We start from the raw sequence: 21,396 nt of genomic DNA, 5'->3' as shown, positions 1-21,396 counted from the left end.
GTTGTTGTGAAAGCAATGGCTGACTACTACGAAATCCTGCAAGTTCATCCGAAGGCAGATGCCGAAGCTATTCGTGCCGCCTACGAACGATTACGTGAACGGTACGATCCTGCCCGCCTGGAAGGGGCGGCTGATGAGTTGGTCGAACTGGCGCGTCGACGGCGCGACGAGATCGAACGGGCGTATCAGGTGTTAAGCGATCCCCGGCGACGTGCCGAGTATGATCAACAGCTAAAAGAACAGGTTCAACCTTCGCTGCCAGTACCGGAAGTGAAGGCAGACACGCTGCCGGTTGGCGAAATGGACGATGATCTGATCGATTTTCGTCCCTTACCGCCGGCCCGTCGTCAGGAGCGACCACCGGGCTTTAATCCACAGCCATACCTTAGCCCACGTTCAAAACAGGCTACAATGACCCGTGGACGAGTTGTGCAGCGACAACAGCCGGCCTGGCTCTTACCATCGCTGGTTGTGGCGGCGGCGACCTTTAGCATCGTGCTCGGCACATTGATCAGTACAGCAGTGGTTGCACCACCACCTGCGGCACCGACAACAGTGGCAACGATTGTCCCACCCACGCCAACCTTGCGCGAAATTCTCGATCAATTCGAGGGGCAAGTGATTGCAGCTCGACAAGTCACAGATCAGGTGCCTGACAATCCGAATGCCTGGATTAACCTTGGTAATGCACTGTTCGACAGTGTGGTGTATGTACGTGAGCAACTGACGAATGGCAATGCCGAGGCGCAGCAAATTTATCAAGAGCGGCTTCCGCGCTGGTTGGAGGCGGTTGATGCGTATCGTAAAGCCCTCGAGCTGCAACCCGGCAACGATGTCATTCGCGCCGATATTGCCGCCAGTCTGTGTTACTACGGTCTCGATACCAACAATCCCCAGCAGGCAGCAGAGGGGCTGAGCGAGGCTGAAAAAGCACTTCAGGCAGCACCGCAAAATGCCCGTGTCCTGCTCTCGCATGGCATCTGCCTGGTTGCCGTCGATCCACCGCAAACCGAGCGCGCGATTCAACAGTGGCAGCTTGTCCTGTCCATTCCGGGAGTCGCTCCGGGACTGCAATTACAGGCTCAAATCTTGATTGACGAGTATAGTCAATAAACTATATAGCTTTTCAGGTAAGGTATGCTACAATGTCAAATATGAACAGACCAAATTACTATAGTCTGTTGGGGATAACCCCTGATGCCGATCAGGCAGCAATTGATGCCGCTTATGCTGAACAACGGCAGCGCTATGCACCGGAACGGGTTGCCGATCTCGATGATGAACTCCGGGCAGTGGCGCAAGAGCGGCTACAGACCATCGAGCGAGCGTACCACGTATTACGTGATCCTGAACGGCGGCGTCAGTATGACATCAGTCAGGGTCTGATACCATCAACAAGCCGGCCAGTCCGTCGTGAGCTGAGCCGACGCGAGTGGCTGAGCGTATTTGCTTTTTCATTCATAGCCGTCGCTGTGGTGGCAGGTGTGTGGATATTTACGAACCGGGAGACACTTACCGGCCAGGCGATGGGTGAGGTGAATCGTCCGGCACCTGACTTTACAGCCCCTGAATTGCGTGGTGGTACGATAGAGCTGTCTCAATACCGGGGAAAAGTCGTTGTCCTGAATTTTTGGGGAACCTGGTGCGAACCATGCAAGCGGGAGTTGCCGGCTTTGCAGCAAGCGTATGAGCAGTTTTCCGACCAGGGTTTGATGGTCATCGGTGTGAACCTCACCGATGATGAGCAGGTGAATGGACAAACTATTGCCGATGTGGCTGCGTTCCTGGCGCAGTACGGTGTTACATACCCGATTGCACTCGATACCGAGGGTACAATCACTGAAGCGTATCGGGTCTTTCCTCTACCCACCAGCTTCTTTATTACGCCCGATGGACAGATTCGCTATGTTCACATCGGTGAACTAACCCTCGACGATATTACAGCTCGCTTTACCGAATTGCGAGCAGCGAGTGGTGGTCAAACATCGCAGTAATTGGTCGGTATTGAGGGTTGTAACAACGGAGAACCTGTATGGATCAGCCAGAGACCATTCTGGTCGTTGAAGATGACAGCGGTTTGCAGGAATTGATCCGGGTCCGCCTTGAACAGGAAGGGTATCACGTTATCCAGACCATCAGTGGTCTGGAAGCAATTAAGATTATCCGACAGCAACGACCTGATCTGGTCATTCTCGATATTATGTTACCCGACCTCGATGGGTTGACGGTTTGTCAAAAGGTGCGTGAATTTGCCTCGTTACCCATTTTGATGCTGACCGCCAGGACGATGCCCGAAGATATTATTACCGGGCTTAATCAAGGTGCCGATGACTATGTGATCAAACCGTTCAATTACGACGAACTGCTGGCCCGGATTCGTGCTTTACTACGGCGGGTACCTGCAACCAATCGCCCACTCACGGTTGGCAATAACCTGATAAGCATTGATCAGCGGAAACGAGAAGTGCGTGTACGGGGTGAACTGGTTGATCTCACCCCAACCGAGTATCAATTGCTTCTAGTACTGGCTGAGCACGCTGGCGAGGTTGTAACACACGAGCAATTGCTAAGGGCTGTATGGGGTAGTGAGCCGATGCGCGATAACGATTATCTCAAGGTATATATCTGGCATTTGCGGCGCAAGATTGAGATCGATCCGCGCCAGCCTCAGCTTTTGTTAACCGAATGGGGAGTCGGGTATCGAATGGAACCCTGATTGACAGACAACGATGAACATGCTATACTTTAGCGTGCTGATGAGGTGCGGGAGTAACTCAGTTGGTAGAGTGTGTGCTTCCCAAGCACAATGTCGCGGGTTCGAGTCCCGTCTCCCGCTCCAGTTTCCCTGGTTGGTATGACCAGGGAATTTTATTTTAGGGTCACGCTACCTTCAGATATAGTGCATCATCGCCAAGGCCATCAATCATCATTGGTCAGATCAGCTCCTGCACGGCAAGTTTGCAGCGTTGTCTACGACGTACCAACAGCTTCCCGTAGGACGGGCTGCCAACCCACACTCATGCCTCTCTTGCTCCAGGGTGGCGTACCAGCACAGGTATGTGTGCTGCACCTCGTGCCTGCCGGCGCACATGGTGGGTACGATAGCGTGGCTTCCGCACGTCACACGATGTGTTACGGACAACTCGATGGGGAAACCGTATCCACGCTAGCGAGCGACACCAAGGCGTGTGCAGCAGAAACACCGTTCTTTGTATCCGCGGTTACACCGGTGTGATGGATTTTATTAAACCGGAATGTAATATCCGTTCACGTGAGCCGACGATGGTCACTGTATGTGCAGTGATAAAACACCCGGCGTAACCGCATGGTCACGCCGGGTGTCGGGTCTCGTAGTGTTAGCGAATATTACCTTATTCCAAACCCAGATACGCCTTCTGCACCATCTCGTTGTTGCGCAAATTCGTTGCCGTATCCTCTAACACGATTTCGCCGCTCTGCAACACATAGCCGCGGTGGGCAATAGAGAGCGCTTGCAACGCATTTTGTTCTACCAACAAGACCGTCGTACCTTGCTGATTAATCGTCTGGATAATCTCAAAGATTTGCTCGACGAGCACTGGGGCCAGACCCATCGAAGGTTCGTCGAGGAGCAGGACCTGCGGTCGGGTCATGAGTGCCCGGCCAATTGCCAGCATCTGCTGCTCACCGCCTGACAGGGTGCCACCTTTTTGACTGACCCGTTCGCGCAGACGAGGGAAGAGCGTGAGTACCCGATCAAGATCGGCCTGATATTCGGGACTGCGTGTGTTATAGAGAAAAGCTCCCATTTCAAGATTCTCTAACACGGTCAGCCGTGGAAAGATCCGGCGGCCTTCCGGGGCCTGCGCAATCCCCAATTTTACGATCTCGTGGGGTGGCAATGTGTCAATGCGTTGTCCTTTGAACGTAATCTGGCCCTGGCGCGGCTTCAGCAAGCCGGAAATGGTGCGCAGAGTCGTACTCTTACCGGCACCATTCGAGCCAATCAGGGTAACGATTTCTCCGGGATCAACCCGCATTGAGATGCCCTTCAGGGCATGGATTTTGCCATAATAGGTGTGAACATTCTGCAATTCCAGCAGCGCCATAACGTCCTCAATCCTAAGCTGTGGATCCACTCAGGTGCGTACTCTGGCTCTTATGCTATCCGGTACCAGGTGACGTACCATAAGGCCACAGCTACCTCTCTGATCCGCATCAGGCCGCGTGACCAGCGGCAGCACCTTTACCAAGATAGGCCTCAATGACTCGTGGGTTGGTACGGATTGTCTGTACATCACCTTCAGCAATCTTGCTGCCATAATCGAGCACCGAGATTCGTTCCGAAATAGACATCACCAACCGCATATCGTGCTCAATCAAGATCACGGTAATGCCGCGCTCATCACGCAAGCGACGGATCAGTTGGGTTGCTTCGGTCGTCTCGTGCGGATTCATACCGGCGGTCGGCTCATCGAGCAGGATAATTTTAGGATCGCCGGCCAGCGCACGGGCAATCTCAAGCCGACGTTGGTCGCCGTAAGGCAAATTTTTGGCCAGCTCGTCGCGTTTTTCGGCAATACCTACAAATTCGAGCAACTCAATCGCCTTATTGCGAGCCTTTGCTTCTTCCCGCAACATATTGCGGGCACGAAAGATGATACTCCAGATTGAAGCCTGCAAATGAACGTGCATGCCGATGAGCACGTTCTCCAGGACGGTCATGTTATTGAAGAGGCGAATATTCTGGAAGGTTCGTCGCATCCCTAACGCAGCGATCTGATCCGACCGCCAGCCGGTAATGTCCTGGCCGGCAAATATCACGCGCCCCTTGTCTGGCTTGTAGATTCCGGTCAGCACATTAAAGAACGTTGTCTTACCGGCACCATTTGGGCCGATCACACTGACGATGCTGCCCGGTTCAACGGTGAAGGTTACATCGTTAACCGCCACCAGACGACCGAAGACTTTTGTAATATTAGAAGCCTCTAAAAGCGCCATGGCTATCTCCCCATATCGGCACCGGTTGGTGCCACCGACTTGTCGGCCTCAAGCTCCTCTTCAGTCACTTCGACCTCGTGCTGCTCTTCGCGCCGGCGCTCGTCAGGCCACAATCCTTCAGGACGGAAGATCATCATAATCACCAGCAACAGCCCAAAGAAGAGTCGCTGATACTGAGTAGGATCGAACTGGCGCGGGATGGGTAAACCGGCAGCCTGGGCTTCGCGGATCACAGCAGCCGTGCGGGGCAATATCTGCAAATCGAGCATCGTTACAATGATTGCACCGAGCATTGCCCCAGGAATGGAACCCATCCCACCGAGGATAACCATCACCAGGATATTGATGGAGCGCAGCAAGTCAAAGGTTGGTGGATTGATAAAGAGCTGCTTCGAGGCGAAGACCACCCCCATGACACCGGCAAATGATGCGCCAATCGCGAAAGCCAGCAGTTTCATGCGCACCCGTGGGATACCCTGCGCAACTGCTGCCACCTCGTCTTCACGAATCGCTTCCCAGGCCCGACCAATCCGTGAATTCTTCAAGCGAGCTACGACGATCACGGTGAGCAACAGAATGATCAGAACCAGGTAGTAGAAGAAGAGCTGATACAGGCGATTATCGTCGGCAACAACACCAAGGTTTCGCACCAGATCAACCAGCACGAGCGGGGGCCGCTCGATGTCGCGAATGCCTTGTGAGCCATTGGTCACATTTACCGGTCGATCCAGGTTGTTGGCGATAACTCGAATCACCTCGCCAAAACCCAGGGTTACAATAGCCAGATAATCACCACGGAGACGCAACACCGGTAAACCAAGCAAGACACCGGTGATCAAACCGAGAATGAGGCCAATAATCAGAAACGGATAGAACATGATCGGATCGACCGGACTCCAGGCCGGATTAATCTCGCTGATCTGTGGGGTGCTAAAGATCGCCCAGGCATACGCACCCACCGCAAAGAACGCGACATAGCCAAGGTCAAGGAGGCCGGCAAAGCCGACGACCACGTTCAATCCCAGGGCCAGTGCCGTGAAGATACCAGCCTGAGTTGCGACATCAATGTAAAACGGGTTGAGGGTACCGAAGTACGGTAAAACGATACCAAGGGCAAACACCCCCAGTACCACCTTGAACCAACCGGCAACCCGCGAGCGATACGCTACCAGCATCGACAACATAAAGAGCACGAACACGATGTCGGTGCTCAATTCGGTGCGCGGATTGGTCAAGAGCAGGAAGGAGCAGACGAGCACGTAGAAAACCAGAAATGCGTATGCGGTTGGCCCACTGCTCAGAGAAGTCGTTACGCGCTGCCAAAGGCTCTGCGGCGAAGTGCTCGTAGTCATACTGCTTACACCTTCTGCGTTGTCGCCTCACCGAGCAGACCGGAAGGCCGGAAAATTAACAGCAAGATCAGGATACTAAACGCGGCAATATCGGCATAGGCTGCACCTGAGAAATTACCGCCGGTAAAGATAGCGAGGTACGCCGCAACAAAAGCCTCAAGAAAACCGAGCACAATACCGCCGACCATTGCGCCGGTAATATTGCCGATACCACCTAACACAGCAGCAGTAAATGCTTTCAGACCGGGGATCAAACCCATATATGGATTCACGGTACCAATGCGCAAACCAAACAACGCACCGGCAGCGCCTCCAAGTGCTCCACCGATCAAGAAGGTAAGCGCAATGATCCGATTAACATCAATACCCATCAGACTCGCCGTTGGCATATCCTGAGCGGTGGCCCGGATCGCCTTGCCCAGTTTTGTGGCATTTACGACATAATTCAGGACGATCAACATGAGGGTGGCCGCGACAATGAAGATCAAATCGCGCGGACTCAGAATAACCGGTACACTCCGTTCGCCGATCTGCATTTCAAACAGGCGAATCGGCTGTCCGAAATCAGGAGTTTGGTAACGGGCATTAAAACCCAGGGGGCTGTTGGTCATTACCAGGCGGGCAAGGTCTTGCAGGATGAGTGACATGCCGATAGCCGAGATCAACGGTACCAGCCGGGGCGCATTACGAAGCGGACGATATGCAATCCGCTCGACGGTAACGGCGAGGGTGCCGCAAAAGGCCATGGCGATCAACACAACTAGCAACACGAAAACCAGCGGCGGTACACTTGCCAGCGTGCCAGAGCTGACCAGAATAAAACTCACAGTGGCACCAACGACGCCACCAATCATGAAGATTTCACCGTGGGCAAAATTGATGAATTCAAGCACGCCGTAGACCATCGTGTAGCCAAGGGCGATGGTGGCGAAGAGGAAGCCGCGAACCAGCCCATCAATGAGCACTTGCGGCAGAATGATCACCACCCGTTGCATGATGTCAGGCTGGCTGGGGGATAGTACCAGGGCAAGCAAAACAACGATCAGCGATAGTGCAGCGGCACTTCCGACAATGAAGGCCAGCAGTTGCCCGACAGGGCCAAAGACAACCCCAAGCACCTCACCGAGAGATCGGCGTGCAGTCGTGGGGGAAACCGTTGCATCGACAGCCATGAAAACTCCCGAACTTATGGATTGGGCAAGTGCGCGAGAAGAGTTTCTCGCGCACTGCCACGCGAACAACCTATCAATGGCTTATTGTGGTGGCGCAATTTCCAGCCGGCTAATCAGCTCGTTCTGGTTCCAATCAGCCGCGTTGACCTTCAACACGAAATAGGTAGCAACCGTTGGGTCTCCCTTGGCATTGAAGTCATACGTGCCGGTAATGCCAGGGAATGGTGGCAGATCGCGGATAGCCTGCACAACCTGGGCGCGGGTCGGCTTACCACCGGCTGCAACTGCTGCGGACAGAATGCCGGCAGCGCAGATGTTGGTCGCATCGTACGCCTGCGCCGAGAAGGCGGGCGCCGCATCGCCGAACGCAGCCTGGTAATCCTGCGCGTACTGGGCTGCACGCGGGAACTGGCTTACCGGAGCAGCGACGGTGGTGTAGTGCATGCCATCAACTGCATCGCCTGCCAGATCGACCAGCTCAGACGACTCCAGACCGTCTGGACCCATAAACTGGGCAGTGATGCCACGGTCGCGGGCCTGGCGGAAGAAGGGGCCAGCCTGGTCGTAGATACCGCCGAAGAAGACCAGATCGGGATTGGCAGCCAGGATCGGGGTGAGGATTGCCGAGAAATCGCTGCGCTCTTCGGTACCCTCAAAGCCGAGCACCTGCAAGCCGTTGGCCTCAGCCGCCTGGCGGAAGAACTCGGCCACACCCTGCCCGTAGGCGGTGGTGTCGTGGATGATGTAGACCGACTTCACGCCCAGCTCTTCGCGGGCAAACTGCTCGGCCACCACACCCTGCACGTCGTCGCGACCGACGACGCGGAAGGCAACTTCATAGCCGCCCTCGGTGATGTTTGGGTTGGTGTTGGCCGGCGAGACCATTGCCAGGCTGGCATTCTTGTAGTCGGGCAGTGCAGCCAGGGCGACACCCGAATTGAGGTGACCAACGACACAGAGAATATCCTGATCCGAGACGATATTCTTGGCGTTGGCCGAGCCAACCTCTGGCCGAGCCTGGTCGTCGAACGGAACCAGCTCAAACCTGATCCCAAGCGCACCCAACTGAGCATTGAGCTGCTCAACTGCCAGCTCGGCGGCATTCTTCATACCGGTACCGAGCGCAGCCTGACCACCTGACAGCGGGCCTTGGGTGGCAATCTTGATGGTGCCGAGCCGGGCAGCAACATTGCCGAGCTGAGCGGCCAGCGCTGCCAGATCGAAGTCGGTTGTACCGCCAGTCGTGCCACCACCACTGGCAGCTTCGCCAGGAGGCGCAATCTCCAGGCGGGTCACCAGCCGGTTCTGGCTCCAGTCGGCAGCGTTCACCTGCAACACAAAGTAGGTTGCCGGGTTGGGGTCACCCTTCGGGCTGAAGGTGTAGGTACCGGTGATACCCTTATACGACTGGAGAGCCTTAATTTCAGCCAACACCTGAGCACGGGTCGGCTTGCCACCGGCAGCCTTTGCCGCGTTGGTAATTGCGGTCAGACAGATACCGGTCGCATCATACGCCTGCGCCGAGAAGGCGGGCGCCGCATCACCGAACGCGGCCTGGTAGTCCTGGGCATACTTCGCAGCATCGGGGAACTGGCTCACCGGAGCAGCGACGGTGGTGTAGTACATACCATCGACCGCATCACCGGCCAGCGTCACCAGCTCTTCCGACTCCATACCATCGGGTCCCATGAACTGGGCAGTGATGCCACGGTCGCGGGCCTGGCGGAAGAAGGGGCCAGCCTGGTCGTAGATACCGCCGAAGAAGATCAGATCGGGATTGGCAGCCAGGATCGGGGTGAGGATGGCCGAGAAGTCACTGCGCTCTTCGGTACCCTCAAAGCCCAAGACCTCTAAACCGTTGGCCTCAGCCGCCTGGCGGAAGAACTCGGCCACACCCTGCCCGTAGGCGGTGGTGTCGTGGATGATGTAGACCGACTTCACGCCCAACGTTTCGCGGGCGAACTGCTCGGCCACCACACCCTGCACGTCGTCACGTCCGACGACGCGGAAGGCGACTTCATAGCCACCCTCGGTGATGTTCGGGTTGGTGTTCGCCGGTGAGACCATCGGCAGGCTGGCATTCTTGTAGTCGGGCAGCGCAGCCAGGGCGACACCCGAATTGAGGTGACCAACGACGCAGAGAATATCCTGATCCGAGACGATATTCTTGGCGTTGGCCGAGCCAACCTCTGGCCGGGCCTGGTCATCGAATGGAGCCAGTTCAACGCGGAAGCCCAGCTCAGTAAGCGGGCCAGACAACTGCTGCACGGCCAGCTCGGCGGCATTCTTCATACCGGTACCGAGCGCAGCCTGACCACCCGACAAGGGGCTTTGGGTGGCAATCTTGATCACCTGAGCCGCAGGTGGTTCGGTTGGTGCAGCCGTCGGCTGCGGTGCTTCAGTGGCCTGCGGTGCTGGCTGCGGTGTGGCTGTAGGCTGAGCCTGCGGTGCACCACAGGCGGCCAGCATCGAAGCCAGCATACCGACCAGCAGTAAGAAACTGATCGAACGCTTCATGACCGATTTCTCCTTAACATACTTCAAACCGGTAATCTGCTGTCTCCAGAGGGCTGGTTGTACACAACACAATGATACCAGAACGCCTTTGCGCAGCGCTGCTATGCATCATTGCGTTGCCAACAATTAGCCACAGTGGATGACAGTAGGCGAATATACGCCATTCACGCCAGTTTGTCAAGCAGGTCGGCACCGGCTAGAATAGTGTCAGGTAATAACCGAGAGTTCGGGAGCACCGTACAATGATGCATGACGAATCGCCTCCCATTCCATTCTGGATGATTGGCATCTTAGGCGCACTCTTGCTGATCGGCATGAGCATATTTTTACAACAAAATCGAACGGTTGCCCTGATTGATCAGTTTGCCCGCCAGCCAACACCAGCCTTGCCGCTGCCTGGTCTGCCACAGTTAGAGATTCAGAGCCTCTCGCCAGATGCACAGGAAGCAGCCCGGCAACTCTGGCAGCAGATTATGGCCGGTAATCGCTCACAAGCGGTTGATCCGGTCGCCAGCAATCAACGGTTACGGGTGGTGATCGATGGGATCGAGCCTGTTCCCAATGGGGTACGGATTCGGGGGACGGTAACAAACCTGACCGATGGCAATCTTCAGGTGCCGATCAGCGCCTTTGAGTTGCGTGACAGTGCCGGTGAGAGTTATCGCGCACCAGGAACAACGATAGCCAACCTGTCACCTGGAGCTTCGACACCGCTTGAATTGAGTGTCCCATTACCGAACGGTCGCGGCTTGCTGTTGATCACCCATCTGCCGCCGGATCCACCGCTGGAGCAACGCTTACTTATCGATGTGCAAGGGGCATCATCATGACTGAGGCGCTTCGTCAACGACTGGCCATTGTCCGTGAGCAGATTGCAGCAGCCGCTGCCGCCGCCGGACGGCAAGCTGACGAGGTACAGTTGATTGCGGTGAGTAAGACCCATCCACCGGAAGTGGTGGCAGCAGCGGTAGCCGCCGGCGTCAGCGATATTGGCGAAAATCGTGTGCAAGAAGCTCAACATAAAATCGCGGCGTTACACTCTCTGCAACCACGGCCGCGCTGGCATCTGATTGGCCATCTTCAGCGTAATAAGGCTAAAGTCGCGGTTGAATTGTTCGATCTCATCCATTCTGTTGATAGTGTACGACTGGCAGAAACGCTGGATCGGCATGCACGTGAGCGGGATCGGCGATTGCCGATTCTGCTCCAGGTGAATGTGAGTGGCGAGGCGAGTAAAGAGGGTTTTGTGGTCGTGGATGGGATTAAAAATACGACAGCTTATAGCGCATTCTTGCGCGATGTAGAGGCTATTCTGCAACTGCCGGCCCTTGAGATACGGGGGCTGATGACGATTGCGCCGATTGTTGAGCATCCCGATCTGGCGCGGCCCTACTTCGCAACCTTACGTGAGCTACGTGATGATCTGGTCCGTCGCTATCCTCAGACCAACTGGCGCGAGCTTTCGATGGGTATGAGTGACGATCTCACGGCGGCGATTGCCGAAGGGGCAACGATGGTGCGGATCGGCAGAGCAATCTTCGGTGAGCGAACAGGTAAGATGGTATGAGAGCCAGGAATTATGACTATGAATGAATTGCCCGCCAATTTCACGATTCTGGCATTGGAAACCTCTTGTGACGAGACGGCTGCTGCAGTGGTGCGTGGTGGGCGGACGGTGCTGAGCAATGTTGTCGCGTCCCAAATGGCGACCCATGAACGCTACGGTGGGGTTGTGCCGGAAATTGCTTCGCGCCAGCACATTCTCAGTCTGGCACCGGTCGTGCGGGCAGCCCTGGCTGTCCTGCCAAACGGTTGGGCTGATGTGCATGCAGTAGCTGCCACTCATGGGCCAGGGCTGAGCGGTGCACTGCTCACCGGTCTTAATGCGGCCAAGGCCATGGCATGGCGACGCGGTTTGCCTTTTGTGGCAGTTAACCATCTCGAAGCGCACCTTTACGCCGGATGGTTGGGTAGTGATCCGCCGCCACCATTTCCACTCGTTGCCCTGCTGGTGAGCGGAGGGCATACGTTGCTGGTACTCTTGCGCGATCACGGTAACTATCAACTGCTTGGGCAAACCCGTGACGATGCAGCCGGTGAAGCCTTTGATAAAGTAGCGCGTATTTTGGGGTTGGGCTACCCAGGCGGGCCGGCAATTCAGGCTGCTGCTGCCAATGCCACTCCTGGTGGTGTGCTGCCACGGGCCTGGTTGCGTGACAGCTACGATTTTTCGTTTAGCGGTTTGAAAACAGCCGTCCTTCATCGTGTGCAGGATCGGCTGGCTCAGCAAAGCCGACTGAGCGGACGGAAGGGAGCCGGTGAGACGCCGCAGCTCGATGCCCCGTTTGTGGCGCAGATGGCTTACGCCTTTCAGGAGTCGGTAGTTGATGTGCTGGTCACCAAAACCGTTGATGCGGCGCGGCGTTATCAGGCGCAGGCGATCCTCCTTGCCGGTGGTGTCGCCGCTAATCGGCGGTTGCGCGAAGAGCTAATCCGGCGCGCCAGTGTGCCAGTCCATTTACCGGCCTTTGATCTCTGCACCGATAACGCTGCAATGGTTGCTGCCGCTGCATTTTACCGGTTTCACAGCGGTGTGCAGTACGGCTGGGACGTTGATGTGACGGCAAATCTACCGCTGGAACAGGCGAATTAAGAAGTGGCCTGTATCCTGTTCAAGCCGGGTTATGTGGTGAACCGGGCGCATGGCGCTGTATAGTCTATTCAGCCCGTCGGCGGACAAACCAGATACCGGCCACAATCAGGAGCAAGATAGCCAGGGCAATCACTACCGGCCAGGACGGCGGAGCAAGTGGAGGGCTTTGGGCAGGTTGCGACTGCGCACCTGCTGAACCGTCTGGTTCAACAGCCTGCGACTCGCGGGCAGCAGCGCCTGCCGGTAACGTTGGCTCAGCCATCGCACTCAATGCCGCTTCAGACGTCGGTTCTGCTTGCTCAACCTCATTTGGACTGGCGGCGATGGCAGGAGCGTTTTCAGCAACGGGCGACTCAGGTAGCGCAGCGGCAAAGGCGGGGGCGGTGGGTGCTGTAGTGTCACCACTCATCATGGCTTGCGGAGTGCTGGCTGAATTGTTATTCAGCCCCAGCATCTGCCAGCTTATGAGAATGACCAACACCAGCGCAGCCAGGCCGCTGAGCGGCTGCCACCAGCCAGACAAGGAAAACCGGCGCCGACGCACGCCAGCCATCTCAGGAGTCAGCGTAAACGTGCGTGGTGGCGTTACCCATGGCTGTTCACGGAGGAGGTCGCGAACCGCACGCAGTTCGGCCAGTTCACGGCGTAACGATGGCTCGGCGCGCAACCGCTGTTCGAGCGCAGATCGCTCGGCAGGCGTTAGTTCGTTATCTATATATGCCGAGAGCAATTCACGATCATGCTCAGGTAATTCAGATGGTGAAGGCGACAGGGTTGTCATCAGCGTACTCGTGTAACCATCAGGTGTAACTGTTACGTGGTTGTTTCATCATCAAGACGAAATTTTAACGGTAAGAGTTCCCCGGCGCGGAGAATATCGCGCAATTTAGCCCGTGCCCGACTTAATCGCGATTTCACAGTTCCTAACTGCACACCGGTAATGTGGGCAATCTCCTCATAGGCTAACCCTTGAATATCGCTGAGGATGATCACGATGCGCTGATCTTCAGGTAGTTCGGCCAAACCACGCTGGATCGCTGCACTCAACTCTTGCTGCAACATAAGCTCATCGAGACTGGCGCCCGGATCAGGGAGATCAAGCCGATTACCCTCATCATCTGGCTCTTTGTCAAGCGACACCGATGGTCGCCGTTTCCGGGTACGTAGTACATCGTAGCAGGTGTTGGTAGCAATGCGGAGGAGCCAGGATTTCAATGCACCGCCGCGAAAGTTCGCCAAATGACGGAAAGCAGAGATAAACGTGTCCTGGGTGGCATCGGCTGCGGCATCGGTATCGCCCAACATACGATAACAAAGGTTGTAGACCCGCGTTTCGTATAGCCGTACAATCTGGTTAAACGAATCGAGATCGCCCGCTTGTGCTGCACTGATCAGTCGTTGCTCTTCATTAGCCATACGATCGCTCGTCTCTTGTACCAACCTGAGCTGTATTATACCGGTTTTGCGTCAGGAGGGATAACGATATTTGCCCGTTGAAAGAGCATATCGTCAACTCGACGTAAACTGATCAGGCGTAAGTAAGGTGGCGATTGCGGGGCAAACCCCACTCCCTCGACCAGACCAGGCCGAGGGGCAAGTGGCGGCGATGGATTGCCAACAATAATTGGGCTGATGGTCAGGAAGACTTCGTCGATCAGATGATTTGCCAGCAGTGTTCCATACGTGCGACCACCACCTTCGCTGAGCAACGTGCGAATCCCGTAATCGTGACGCAACTGTGCCAGGGCTGCAATCAGGTCAAGTTGCCCATCAGCACCGGTCAGACAAATCAGATGGGGATAGCGCTGCCGGGCACGTTCGGCACCTTCAGCGGTTGTCAGCAGGAAGAGTGTTCGTGGCAGTTCAAGGGCAACGGCTGCCGGCAACTCGCCGCTGGCCGAGAGGATGACCAGCGCCGGTAACGCAGGCCGCCCTTCGGCTGCGCGCAAGGCAGCAAACTCCGGCCAGGCAAACACCTCTCCCGGTGCCCAGCGATGGCGACGGGCTGCGCGCAGGGTGGCATTGCCGACCAGAATCGCGTCGGCGCGAGCGCGCACCAGTTCCATCAGCCAGTGGTCGTGACGACTCCCGCGGCTAATCGCGTTACCGCCGTTCCAACCCGGCTGATTGAAGGCAATTCGTCCATCGTGTGAAACAACGAAATTAGTCCAGACGAGCGGACGATGAGCAGGTAGCGGAGGAAGGCGCCAATCCCCGTTGTACACAGCCCGCATTGCTTCCGGCAACCCTGGACCGGGGTTTGGCTCTTCTTCAAATAAGAGGGTAAACGGTGCGATCATGCAACCTGGTCAGGCGACCACTGCTCCTAATCGGCTCCGCCCGGCCAGTATTCGATTACCGGGTGCCACAAGCGGATCGAGGACATCACGTTGCACATAGAGATCAACCTGGCCACCAAACCGCACACTGGCGATCCGGGTACCGGGGTTCAGTGTTGCACCCAGAGACGTTTCGCAGCGCAACCAGCGCCCCAGCGGTGCGGCAACGATAGCGATCAGCATCGGCCCCCAGGTTGTCTCCAGGCCGATATACAGCCGTTGGTTGCGCTCAGCCGCCTGGGGATCACGTAACGGACGATGATCGCCGGTCAGTTGTTCAAGATAGGCAACACGACCGGCGAGGGGAGCACGACAGATTGGTACATCGAGCGGACCGATAATCGTCGTCAGCCGCAGACAGTCACTGTGGACGAAGCGGTGCTCGTAGACTTCACGTACCCCTTGCACGTGCCCATCGGCCACGGCAAAAATGGTACGTGGTTCATCGGGTGGAATACGCCGCGGATTGCGGAAGAGTGCCGCTGCCAGCGCCGTCAGAGCCAGCGTGGCCGGTGCCAGTCGCGGTCGCAGACCAAGCGCAAGACCGGTGAGGCCCAGGCCGATCCCGACAACAGTCGTTGCCTCGACATCAAGACCAGGTAGTGCAGGTTGACGCTGATTAGTTGTCGGCTCTGACATACGTTCACCCGACAGAACAAAATGAATGTAGACGAACTGTAGCATGATTCTAGCATGAATGAGCGACCCGCGCAAACCTCACGGCGACTAGAAGGCCCCTGTTTTCGGTTCAAATACGACCGTAGCAGTTGGTTGCATTGAGGGCATACATGCTATCGGAGAAAGGCATTAACCACACAATGTGTACTGACGTGGCAGGACAGGCCCTACAGATGTGCTTCTCCTTCATTATGCCGGGTCAACCGTAGATGTCATCGCCTGTGGATGGTGGTTGATCACTACAACAGTGTTGTGACTGCGGTTGATATGATGCAAGATACCTGAAGAAGATATATATTGACGCGCCGTGTCAGATTGATTACACTAAAGAAATCACCGGATCAATCTGAACCGCAATTCGTGAAAGGGAGGTGCCATGGATCGAACAGTTGGCGAGGTGATGCATGTTGGTGTGTTGACCTGCCGCCGTGAGACGCCAATTCAGGATGTGGCCCGTCAAATGTCGGAACAAGATGTAAGTGCTCTGGTGGTCGTTGACGATGAGGGGTACATGGTTGGATTGGTTTCGCGTACCGATCTGGTCAATGCGCGCCTGTACGAGCAATACTGGAAGCACTGGCGCGGCCTGACGGCAGGGCACATTATGATCACCGATGTTGTGTCGGTCACGCCACAGGATACACTCCAGCATGCCAGCCGCCTGATGATGGAACGCCGTATCCACCGGGTGATCGTGGTCGAGCCGGGGGAAAAGGGATTGCGTCCGATTGGGGTGCTGTCGGTGACCGATGTCGTGCGCGATATTGCCAATGAGTAGGAGCGTTTTTGTTGCGCGTCGGGGATTCTGAGACTGACCGTGAAGAGATGCAATCGGTTCAGAATGCAGGCAAACTGGGTAGAGATTCTGTCCGGTTGTCTGTTACCAAATACCACACGAGTGCAGAGCGCAAGGAGTTTTTCGTTCGATGTTGCCTGAAGCTGTACCCAGCGCTTAGACAGAAGCGGAGAAGGTACAACTATCCGGCAAGGATGACATCTGGCGTCCCTGTTATCATGCTGTGAAGAAACGTGGCGATCAGGTGTAGAGGCTGTTGCACAAACGGGGAGGGGTGACGTATACGTCGCCCCTCCGGCATCTCGCCTCAAGTTGCGAGATGAGACAGGTGTCTGGCAATCAGTGGCTGTTTCGTACAAGTATCGTAATCCAAGTTACCCCCTTACGTCACCACAGCGGTGCGGGGCGTTGAGCGCGACGGGGTGAGGGGTGGAACACGGATGGACGCGGGTGAGGCGGATGAACGCGGATAGATCGTTACCCAAGGTGCTCCCTATATATCCCCACAGAGACACGGCGGATGGGCATACCAGATGTGCGTGACGTAGTGCGTCTACGGAACTGGCTGCTATCCAAACGATGCATACCGTTCAGGTACGCTGCACAATGTGGTGCGCAGCGTCGTGCTGTTCATCCTGGCAGTCAGTCTCACATGGCCTGCTCACAGTATAATGTGGCAACTTGGGTTACTTACTAACAGACTCCATGATCGTGCCGAGAATACACAGCATCCCCGTGAACGGCGTAGCACGCGCCTGGCACGAAGCACGACTGGCGCGGCAGCATGGCTGCCGCACTCCAAACGATGCGACACGCGCATGAAGAGCGGCCAAAGTAATCAATCCGGCGAGTGATTGCAATGGAGATGCTCATCAGCACCCTCGCTTCCATACCGGCGTGCCGGGAGCAGGATGGGTCGTCTTTGGTGATTGGCAAGCGTGCATGCGCCTGTGCGATGGTTGGATACCAGGTAGGGGCGGGTTCTGAACCCACCCCTACGGAATGTGGCGAACAAGGGGTAGCGAAAGGCTACGGCTTGGTTCGCGTGCCATACATTTAACCCCAGAATGGTGCCTATCTGCGAGCAAGTGTTGACGTAATCCATCGATGGCGAGCGCAATCCCGGCAGGTAGGTTCAGTTGGATGCCTCAATGCAAGTAATCGCGGATCTGCGCAACCCATAACCATACCCCTTGCCCGACGATGGTCACCATCCCCACCGTAGCCAACCATTGCCCCCAAACGGAGCGAGTGGCGAGCCGATCCAGGGCAATACCGGCTGAAATGCAGAGTGCCGGATAGAGAAATAATCCCCAGCGTAAGCCCTGATCGGCGACGAGCAGCAAGACCAGGCCGGTCAAGGTGCCGGCCCACCATGCGCCGATCAACCAGCGTAAACGCGACGCTTCAACCGACGCTGAGCGCCAGAGAAGCCATAATCCGAATAGATTGGCGAGCGCCAGACCGAATGGCAACACCAGGCTGCGCCGGTGTGGTGGTTGCAAACCGACAAGTGCCAGCACTGTATCGCTCAGAATCTGCATCGGCGCGAGACCGCCACTGGCCCCCTGTCCACTTCGCTGGACGATCAGGTCGAGATACGTGGGGGCGGTGTAGACGACCATTAGCGCCAATCCCAGCCCGCCAGCAGCAGCAGCGAATAATCGCAACGGCGTGGTCACGGTTGATGGCTGTTGCCATGCCAGCACCCATGCCCACCCGATCAACAGCCCAAATCCCAGGGTCACCCCAGAATGGGCGAGTAAACCGGCACAGATCGCCAGCATTAAGCCTATCAGCGCTAACCAACCGCTCTGGCGAGCGGAAGCACCGCTGAACAATCCGATGAGTGCCGGAAGCATAAGGGCCTGTCCACCAACATTAGCCAGCTCACCGATAGACAGGGCTTCAAAGGCTTGGGTTGCGCCGATGTAACAGGCAGCGCCGAACAATGCTGCCCGCAGGCCGAAGCCGGCCTGTTTGATCCACCACCAGATCGCCAGGCAGAAGAAGCTGTCAAGGGCAGCCGCGACTACTGTGACCAGGACGAGACGGGAGGCAAAATCATCGCCGACCAGCAATTGCAATGGCAAGGCCAACAAATAAAAGCCGACCGGATAGGGGGCAATCCCACCACCAGCATCCGCCGGCAATCCAGCAGTTAAAAAGACCTGACCCAGGCCGAGGCGGAGCAGATTATTGGCGTGAAAACCGGCATCACTGCTGATCGCATGTGGATGCAACAATCCGGCCAGGCGGACAATCAGGGCGACCTGAGTCAGGGCAATGGCCTGCCGCCAGGCCAGGTGTTGCGGCCAGCGCCAGGCCAGGCCAACGCTGACAATAGTGGCAAACAGGATCAAACCGGCCAGAAGAGGGTTTACAAGTGCGAACGCGAGGCGAAACAGAGCAAATGCCGCCACTATGATGATGCCGCTCCCGCTTAGCAGCGCAATGATCCAGTGGGAGCGCAGTTCAATGCTCTGACCCCAAACCCACAGTGCTGTCAGGATCAACCCTACCCAGGCTAGTTGAACCCAATCAGGCATTTGCCATGTATCAATCGGCCGTACCCACACATCGCGCAAGACGAAACCAAGCGCACGCGGATCGCCATCGACCTGAAGGGGGGTACTCCGAAACGTAAGTTGCAAGGTACCGTTTGCAGGTACCAGCAGCGTGTAACGGCGTGCCGGTGTTGCCGGCAACGACAGAACCAGCGGAGGTTCGCTCCCAACCTGCCACTCAGACGATGTCGGTGTACCGTCCGGTCGCCCACCCTGAGCACGCACCGTTACCAGCCAATGACCGCCACCAAGGCCGGGTAACAGCAGGCTACTCTCTGGTTGCGTCCAGCGATACGGATCATCTGCACCGGGTAATTGCCACCACTCGCCTACAGCAGGCACTGCCGGTTCAGCGGCGTGCATCATGCGGAGAAACGGCGCATCGTCTTCGCGACGCTGAGTGCGGGGATCACCACCTACTGCCAGATGAACATGCAGCGGTGCCTGATAGGCCAGCACACTGCCTATAGCGACCAGAGCCAGCACCATTGCCAGCGATAGCACACGATGGCGCATAGTGGACACCAACTGCCGAACCGCCTCTGGTATCGCAGGGATCACGACTTACCACTACTCCAGGTAATGACAATGACACCGATAACGATAATGAGTGCACCAATCAGCCGAACCGGCGATACGGCTTCGTTGAGGAGGATGCGTGAAGGGATCAAAATGATCACATAATTGAGCGCCAGCAAAGGGTAGGCAAACGAGAGATCGACGCGCGAGATGACACCGAGCCAGAAGATAGCCCCACCGAAGACGAGGGCAAACCCCAGAATAACCCGCCAATCGGTAAAGGTGGCCCAGAGCACCCGCGGATCAAGCGAAAAAGCACCGACCTGAGAGGTCACGTGATTGATACCGATCTTCAGCAGCACCTCGCCAGTAACGGTCAGCGCACTGGCGGTGATCAAGAGTGAGAGCACCAGTAGCATAGAACGAAACTTTTGTGAATAAGCGAATAACGGTTTCATGGTCGTCGACGTAACACGTAGACAGCGTAATCACAAATCCCTGAACGAAGCGGGTAATGACGTACCACATCGAAGCCATCGCCGAACATTGCCTGATAATCGGCATCGTGGCGAATATACCCACCTCGATCCAGCGCATGCATCAAGTGACCAAGCGGGTTCTGACCGGGTGGTGGTGGCGTGTCCTCCATCACCAGGATAGTGGCTCCTGGTCGCATCACCCGATACACCTCGTGCATCACCAGCCGGGCCGTTGTATCGGGAAGGTGGTGGAGGACACCGAGGATCAAACCGGCATCGAACGTCTGATCGGCAAACGGTAAGGCTTCACCACCGGCAGCAACATAGGAACCCGGTCGGCGGCGAACAGCAAACCGCAAATAGGTGAGTGACGGATCAACGCCAATATAACGATGGGCTGGAAAATCAGCGGCAAACTCACCGGTACCGCATCCCAAATCGAGAAAACGGCGGTGATCGCCGTGCCACGGACGTAATTCGCGAGCGATGGCCAGATGTTCACCGGTGAAACCAGCTTCAACCAGCCAGCGTAAGCGATTCCAGAGTTCTGGCGTAGTGCTTAATCGGTTGAGGAGAAGATCGAACATCATAACGAACCATTTCGTTAATCAGACAGCTTTGCGAGCAAGAGACACGATTGAGAGACCAAAAGGAAACCGACCACCGCGTGCAAGGTATGCCGCCTCGACCATCATCGGCAGGCGGAGCAGTGTATTGAGCGGCTTTGATGGCATGACCATCGCTGAATCGGTGTGTTGCTGTTGGGCAGGCAGGACACGTTCGAGCAGGCGTACCGCTGCCGACAGGGGAAAGAGGATGGTCAGGGCATAGGTCAGGTGCTCAATCACAAATCCATTTGTTTCCAGCAGACGCCGTACCTCACCGGCAGTGTAACGATGACGAGTGTGTACCTGCCGGTCATGCGAAGAGCGCAACCATTCGTATGCCGGCAACCGGATGAGAATACGACCATTTGAGCGTAACACACGCCACATCTCGCGCAGCGCGTGTTGCTCATCGATCACGGCACGATGATACAGCACATCGAACGACGTGACCAGATCAAAGCTCTGGTCGGCAAACGGCAACTGTACGACCGAACCACGAACCAGACAACCAGGCAGCCGCTGACGAGCGAGAGCTAACGCTTCAGCGGCCAGATCAAGCCCAACCACCATGCCATAGCGACGCAGAAAAAGGGCATCCCCACCGGTGCCACAACCGGCATCGAGAATCTGAAGATTGCGGTGAGGAGGCAAGAATCGTTCGAGCAAGGCGGCATTGATGGCTCGCATACCACCATACCACCAGTGTTGCAGCTCAACGGCTGCCATTGTTGTGTAC

General features: G+C 56.4%; 20 protein-coding genes and 1 tRNA gene. 8 read left to right on the top strand and 13 right to left on the bottom strand.

The window, feature by feature from the left end; genetic code table 11:
- Positions 1-15 precede the first annotated feature (15 nt).
- The 4 genes from CAUR_RS04910 to CAUR_RS04895 all read left to right on the top strand — a co-directional run bounded on the left by CAUR_RS04910 (position 16) and on the right by CAUR_RS04895 (position 2,839).
- Positions 16-1,113 carry a J domain-containing protein gene (locus CAUR_RS04910; RefSeq protein ID WP_012256825.1) on the top strand — a complete coding sequence of 366 codons (1,098 nt, stop codon included), beginning with the start codon at positions 16-18 and terminating at the stop codon, positions 1,111-1,113.
- A gap of 32 nt (positions 1,114-1,145) precedes the next feature.
- A complete protein-coding gene (locus CAUR_RS04905) occupies positions 1,146-1,994 on the top strand; it encodes a redoxin domain-containing protein (RefSeq protein WP_012256824.1) in 849 nt (282 codons plus the stop codon).
- A gap of 38 nt (positions 1,995-2,032) precedes the next feature.
- A complete protein-coding gene (locus tag CAUR_RS04900; protein WP_012256823.1) occupies positions 2,033-2,716 on the top strand; it encodes a response regulator transcription factor in 684 nt (227 codons plus the stop codon).
- A 47-nt stretch (positions 2,717-2,763) separates the two neighbouring features.
- Positions 2,764-2,839, top strand: a tRNA-Gly gene (locus tag CAUR_RS04895).
- A 532-nt stretch (positions 2,840-3,371) separates the two neighbouring features.
- On the opposite strand, the gene CAUR_RS04890 is transcribed toward CAUR_RS04895, so the two are convergent.
- The 5 genes from CAUR_RS04890 to CAUR_RS04870 all read right to left on the bottom strand — a co-directional run bounded on the left by CAUR_RS04890 (position 3,372) and on the right by CAUR_RS04870 (position 10,021).
- The gene (locus CAUR_RS04890; protein WP_012256822.1) at positions 3,372-4,088 is read right to left on the bottom strand and encodes an ABC transporter ATP-binding protein; all 717 of its coding nucleotides are present in this window, start codon (positions 4,086-4,088) and stop codon (positions 3,372-3,374) included.
- 109 nt (positions 4,089-4,197) lie between these two features.
- The gene (locus tag CAUR_RS04885; RefSeq protein WP_012256821.1) at positions 4,198-4,980 is read right to left on the bottom strand and encodes an ABC transporter ATP-binding protein; all 783 of its coding nucleotides are present in this window, start codon (positions 4,978-4,980) and stop codon (positions 4,198-4,200) included.
- 2 nt (positions 4,981-4,982) lie between these two features.
- Positions 4,983-6,332, bottom strand: a complete 1,350-nt coding sequence (locus tag CAUR_RS04880; protein ID WP_012256820.1) for a branched-chain amino acid ABC transporter permease — start codon at positions 6,330-6,332, stop codon at positions 4,983-4,985.
- Positions 6,333-6,337: 5 nt separating this feature from the next.
- Complete coding sequence (locus CAUR_RS04875) at positions 6,338-7,504, bottom strand: branched-chain amino acid ABC transporter permease (protein ID WP_012256819.1); 1,167 nt, start codon at positions 7,502-7,504, stop codon at positions 6,338-6,340.
- A gap of 81 nt (positions 7,505-7,585) precedes the next feature.
- A complete protein-coding gene (locus CAUR_RS04870) occupies positions 7,586-10,021 on the bottom strand; it encodes a branched-chain amino acid ABC transporter substrate-binding protein (protein ID WP_012256818.1) in 2,436 nt (811 codons plus the stop codon).
- Positions 10,022-10,263: 242 nt separating this feature from the next.
- Between CAUR_RS04870 and CAUR_RS04865 the strand changes: the two genes are divergently transcribed.
- The 3 genes from CAUR_RS04865 to tsaD are packed head-to-tail and all read left to right on the top strand — an operon-like array spanning position 10,264 to position 12,674.
- Positions 10,264-10,851: a hypothetical protein gene (locus CAUR_RS04865; protein WP_012256817.1), complete on the top strand. Its 588-nt coding sequence runs from the start codon at positions 10,264-10,266 to the stop codon at positions 10,849-10,851.
- The gene (locus tag CAUR_RS04860; protein WP_012256816.1) at positions 10,848-11,588 is read left to right on the top strand and encodes a YggS family pyridoxal phosphate-dependent enzyme; all 741 of its coding nucleotides are present in this window, start codon (positions 10,848-10,850) and stop codon (positions 11,586-11,588) included. The genes CAUR_RS04865 and CAUR_RS04860 overlap by 4 nt, the downstream gene beginning before the upstream one ends.
- Before the next feature lie 18 nt (positions 11,589-11,606).
- On the top strand, positions 11,607-12,674 hold the full coding sequence (tsaD, locus tag CAUR_RS04855; RefSeq protein ID WP_012256815.1) for a tRNA (adenosine(37)-N6)-threonylcarbamoyltransferase complex transferase subunit TsaD: 1,068 nt from the start codon (positions 11,607-11,609) through the stop codon (positions 12,672-12,674).
- Between the two features lie 64 nt (positions 12,675-12,738).
- On the opposite strand, the gene CAUR_RS04850 is transcribed toward tsaD, so the two are convergent.
- The 4 genes from CAUR_RS04850 to CAUR_RS04835 are packed head-to-tail and all read right to left on the bottom strand — an operon-like array spanning position 12,739 to position 15,652.
- A complete protein-coding gene (locus CAUR_RS04850) occupies positions 12,739-13,455 on the bottom strand; it encodes an anti-sigma factor family protein (RefSeq protein ID WP_012256814.1) in 717 nt (238 codons plus the stop codon).
- Between the two features lie 32 nt (positions 13,456-13,487).
- Positions 13,488-14,090 carry a sigma-70 family RNA polymerase sigma factor gene (locus CAUR_RS04845; RefSeq protein WP_012256813.1) on the bottom strand — a complete coding sequence of 201 codons (603 nt, stop codon included), beginning with the start codon at positions 14,088-14,090 and terminating at the stop codon, positions 13,488-13,490.
- A gap of 35 nt (positions 14,091-14,125) precedes the next feature.
- Complete coding sequence (locus CAUR_RS04840) at positions 14,126-14,974, bottom strand: RibD family protein (protein WP_012256812.1); 849 nt, start codon at positions 14,972-14,974, stop codon at positions 14,126-14,128.
- A 9-nt stretch (positions 14,975-14,983) separates the two neighbouring features.
- Positions 14,984-15,652 (bottom strand): phosphatidylserine decarboxylase, encoded by a 669-nt coding sequence (locus CAUR_RS04835; RefSeq protein WP_012256811.1) that lies wholly within the window; start codon positions 15,650-15,652, stop codon positions 14,984-14,986.
- Between the two features lie 415 nt (positions 15,653-16,067).
- Here CAUR_RS04835 and CAUR_RS04830 point away from each other — a divergent pair, with 415 nt between their 5' ends.
- Positions 16,068-16,469, top strand: coding sequence for a CBS domain-containing protein (locus tag CAUR_RS04830; RefSeq protein WP_012256810.1), 402 nt, complete (start codon positions 16,068-16,070; stop codon positions 16,467-16,469).
- A gap of 1,166 nt (positions 16,470-17,635) precedes the next feature.
- Here the strand turns inward: CAUR_RS04830 and CAUR_RS04825 are convergent.
- Genes CAUR_RS04825 through CAUR_RS04810 form a run of 4 tightly spaced genes read right to left on the bottom strand, consistent with a single transcriptional unit; the run spans position 17,636 to position 21,386 of the window.
- Positions 17,636-19,570 (bottom strand): hypothetical protein, encoded by a 1,935-nt coding sequence (locus CAUR_RS04825; RefSeq protein ID WP_012256809.1) that lies wholly within the window; start codon positions 19,568-19,570, stop codon positions 17,636-17,638.
- Between the two features lie 41 nt (positions 19,571-19,611).
- Positions 19,612-19,992, bottom strand: a complete 381-nt coding sequence (locus CAUR_RS04820) for an EamA family transporter (RefSeq protein ID WP_242605070.1) — start codon at positions 19,990-19,992, stop codon at positions 19,612-19,614.
- A 35-nt stretch (positions 19,993-20,027) separates the two neighbouring features.
- Positions 20,028-20,642 (bottom strand): class I SAM-dependent methyltransferase, encoded by a 615-nt coding sequence (locus tag CAUR_RS04815; protein WP_012256807.1) that lies wholly within the window; start codon positions 20,640-20,642, stop codon positions 20,028-20,030.
- An 18-nt stretch (positions 20,643-20,660) separates the two neighbouring features.
- Complete coding sequence (locus CAUR_RS04810; RefSeq protein WP_012660567.1) at positions 20,661-21,386, bottom strand: class I SAM-dependent methyltransferase; 726 nt, start codon at positions 21,384-21,386, stop codon at positions 20,661-20,663.
- Positions 21,387-21,396 lie beyond the last annotated feature (10 nt).

Source organism: Chloroflexus aurantiacus J-10-fl, from assembly GCF_000018865.1.
GTDB lineage: Bacteria > Chloroflexota > Chloroflexia > Chloroflexales > Chloroflexaceae > Chloroflexus > Chloroflexus aurantiacus.
Note: the sequence above shows the minus strand (reverse complement) of the source record. Positions and strands in the feature narration are given on the sequence as shown.

Bases quoted from the DNA above. Each gene is read 5' to 3' on its own strand.
- CAUR_RS04910 (WP_012256825.1), top strand. From the start codon at position 16: ATGGCTGACTACTACGAAATCCTGCAAGTTCATCCGAAGGCAGATGCC.
- CAUR_RS04905 (WP_012256824.1), top strand. From the start codon at position 1,146: ATGTCAAATATGAACAGACCAAATTACTATAGTCTGTTGGGGATAACC.
- CAUR_RS04900 (WP_012256823.1), top strand. From the start codon at position 2,033: ATGGATCAGCCAGAGACCATTCTGGTCGTTGAAGATGACAGCGGTTTG.
- CAUR_RS04890 (WP_012256822.1), bottom strand. From the start codon at position 4,088: ATGGCGCTGCTGGAATTGCAGAATGTTCACACCTATTATGGCAAAATC.
- CAUR_RS04885 (WP_012256821.1), bottom strand. From the start codon at position 4,980: ATGGCGCTTTTAGAGGCTTCTAATATTACAAAAGTCTTCGGTCGTCTG.
- CAUR_RS04880 (WP_012256820.1), bottom strand. From the start codon at position 6,332: ATGACTACGAGCACTTCGCCGCAGAGCCTTTGGCAGCGCGTAACGACT.
- CAUR_RS04875 (WP_012256819.1), bottom strand. From the start codon at position 7,504: ATGGCTGTCGATGCAACGGTTTCCCCCACGACTGCACGCCGATCTCTC.
- CAUR_RS04870 (WP_012256818.1), bottom strand. From the start codon at position 10,021: ATGAAGCGTTCGATCAGTTTCTTACTGCTGGTCGGTATGCTGGCTTCG.
- CAUR_RS04865 (WP_012256817.1), top strand. From the start codon at position 10,264: ATGATGCATGACGAATCGCCTCCCATTCCATTCTGGATGATTGGCATC.
- CAUR_RS04860 (WP_012256816.1), top strand. From the start codon at position 10,848: ATGACTGAGGCGCTTCGTCAACGACTGGCCATTGTCCGTGAGCAGATT.
- tsaD (WP_012256815.1), top strand. From the start codon at position 11,607: ATGAATGAATTGCCCGCCAATTTCACGATTCTGGCATTGGAAACCTCT.
- CAUR_RS04850 (WP_012256814.1), bottom strand. From the start codon at position 13,455: ATGACAACCCTGTCGCCTTCACCATCTGAATTACCTGAGCATGATCGT.
- CAUR_RS04845 (WP_012256813.1), bottom strand. From the start codon at position 14,090: ATGGCTAATGAAGAGCAACGACTGATCAGTGCAGCACAAGCGGGCGAT.
- CAUR_RS04840 (WP_012256812.1), bottom strand. From the start codon at position 14,974: ATGATCGCACCGTTTACCCTCTTATTTGAAGAAGAGCCAAACCCCGGT.
- CAUR_RS04835 (WP_012256811.1), bottom strand. From the start codon at position 15,652: ATGTCAGAGCCGACAACTAATCAGCGTCAACCTGCACTACCTGGTCTT.
- CAUR_RS04830 (WP_012256810.1), top strand. From the start codon at position 16,068: ATGGATCGAACAGTTGGCGAGGTGATGCATGTTGGTGTGTTGACCTGC.
- CAUR_RS04825 (WP_012256809.1), bottom strand. From the start codon at position 19,570: ATGCGCCATCGTGTGCTATCGCTGGCAATGGTGCTGGCTCTGGTCGCT.
- CAUR_RS04820 (WP_242605070.1), bottom strand. From the start codon at position 19,992: ATGCTACTGGTGCTCTCACTCTTGATCACCGCCAGTGCGCTGACCGTT.
- CAUR_RS04815 (WP_012256807.1), bottom strand. From the start codon at position 20,642: ATGATGTTCGATCTTCTCCTCAACCGATTAAGCACTACGCCAGAACTC.
- CAUR_RS04810 (WP_012660567.1), bottom strand. From the start codon at position 21,386: ATGGCAGCCGTTGAGCTGCAACACTGGTGGTATGGTGGTATGCGAGCC.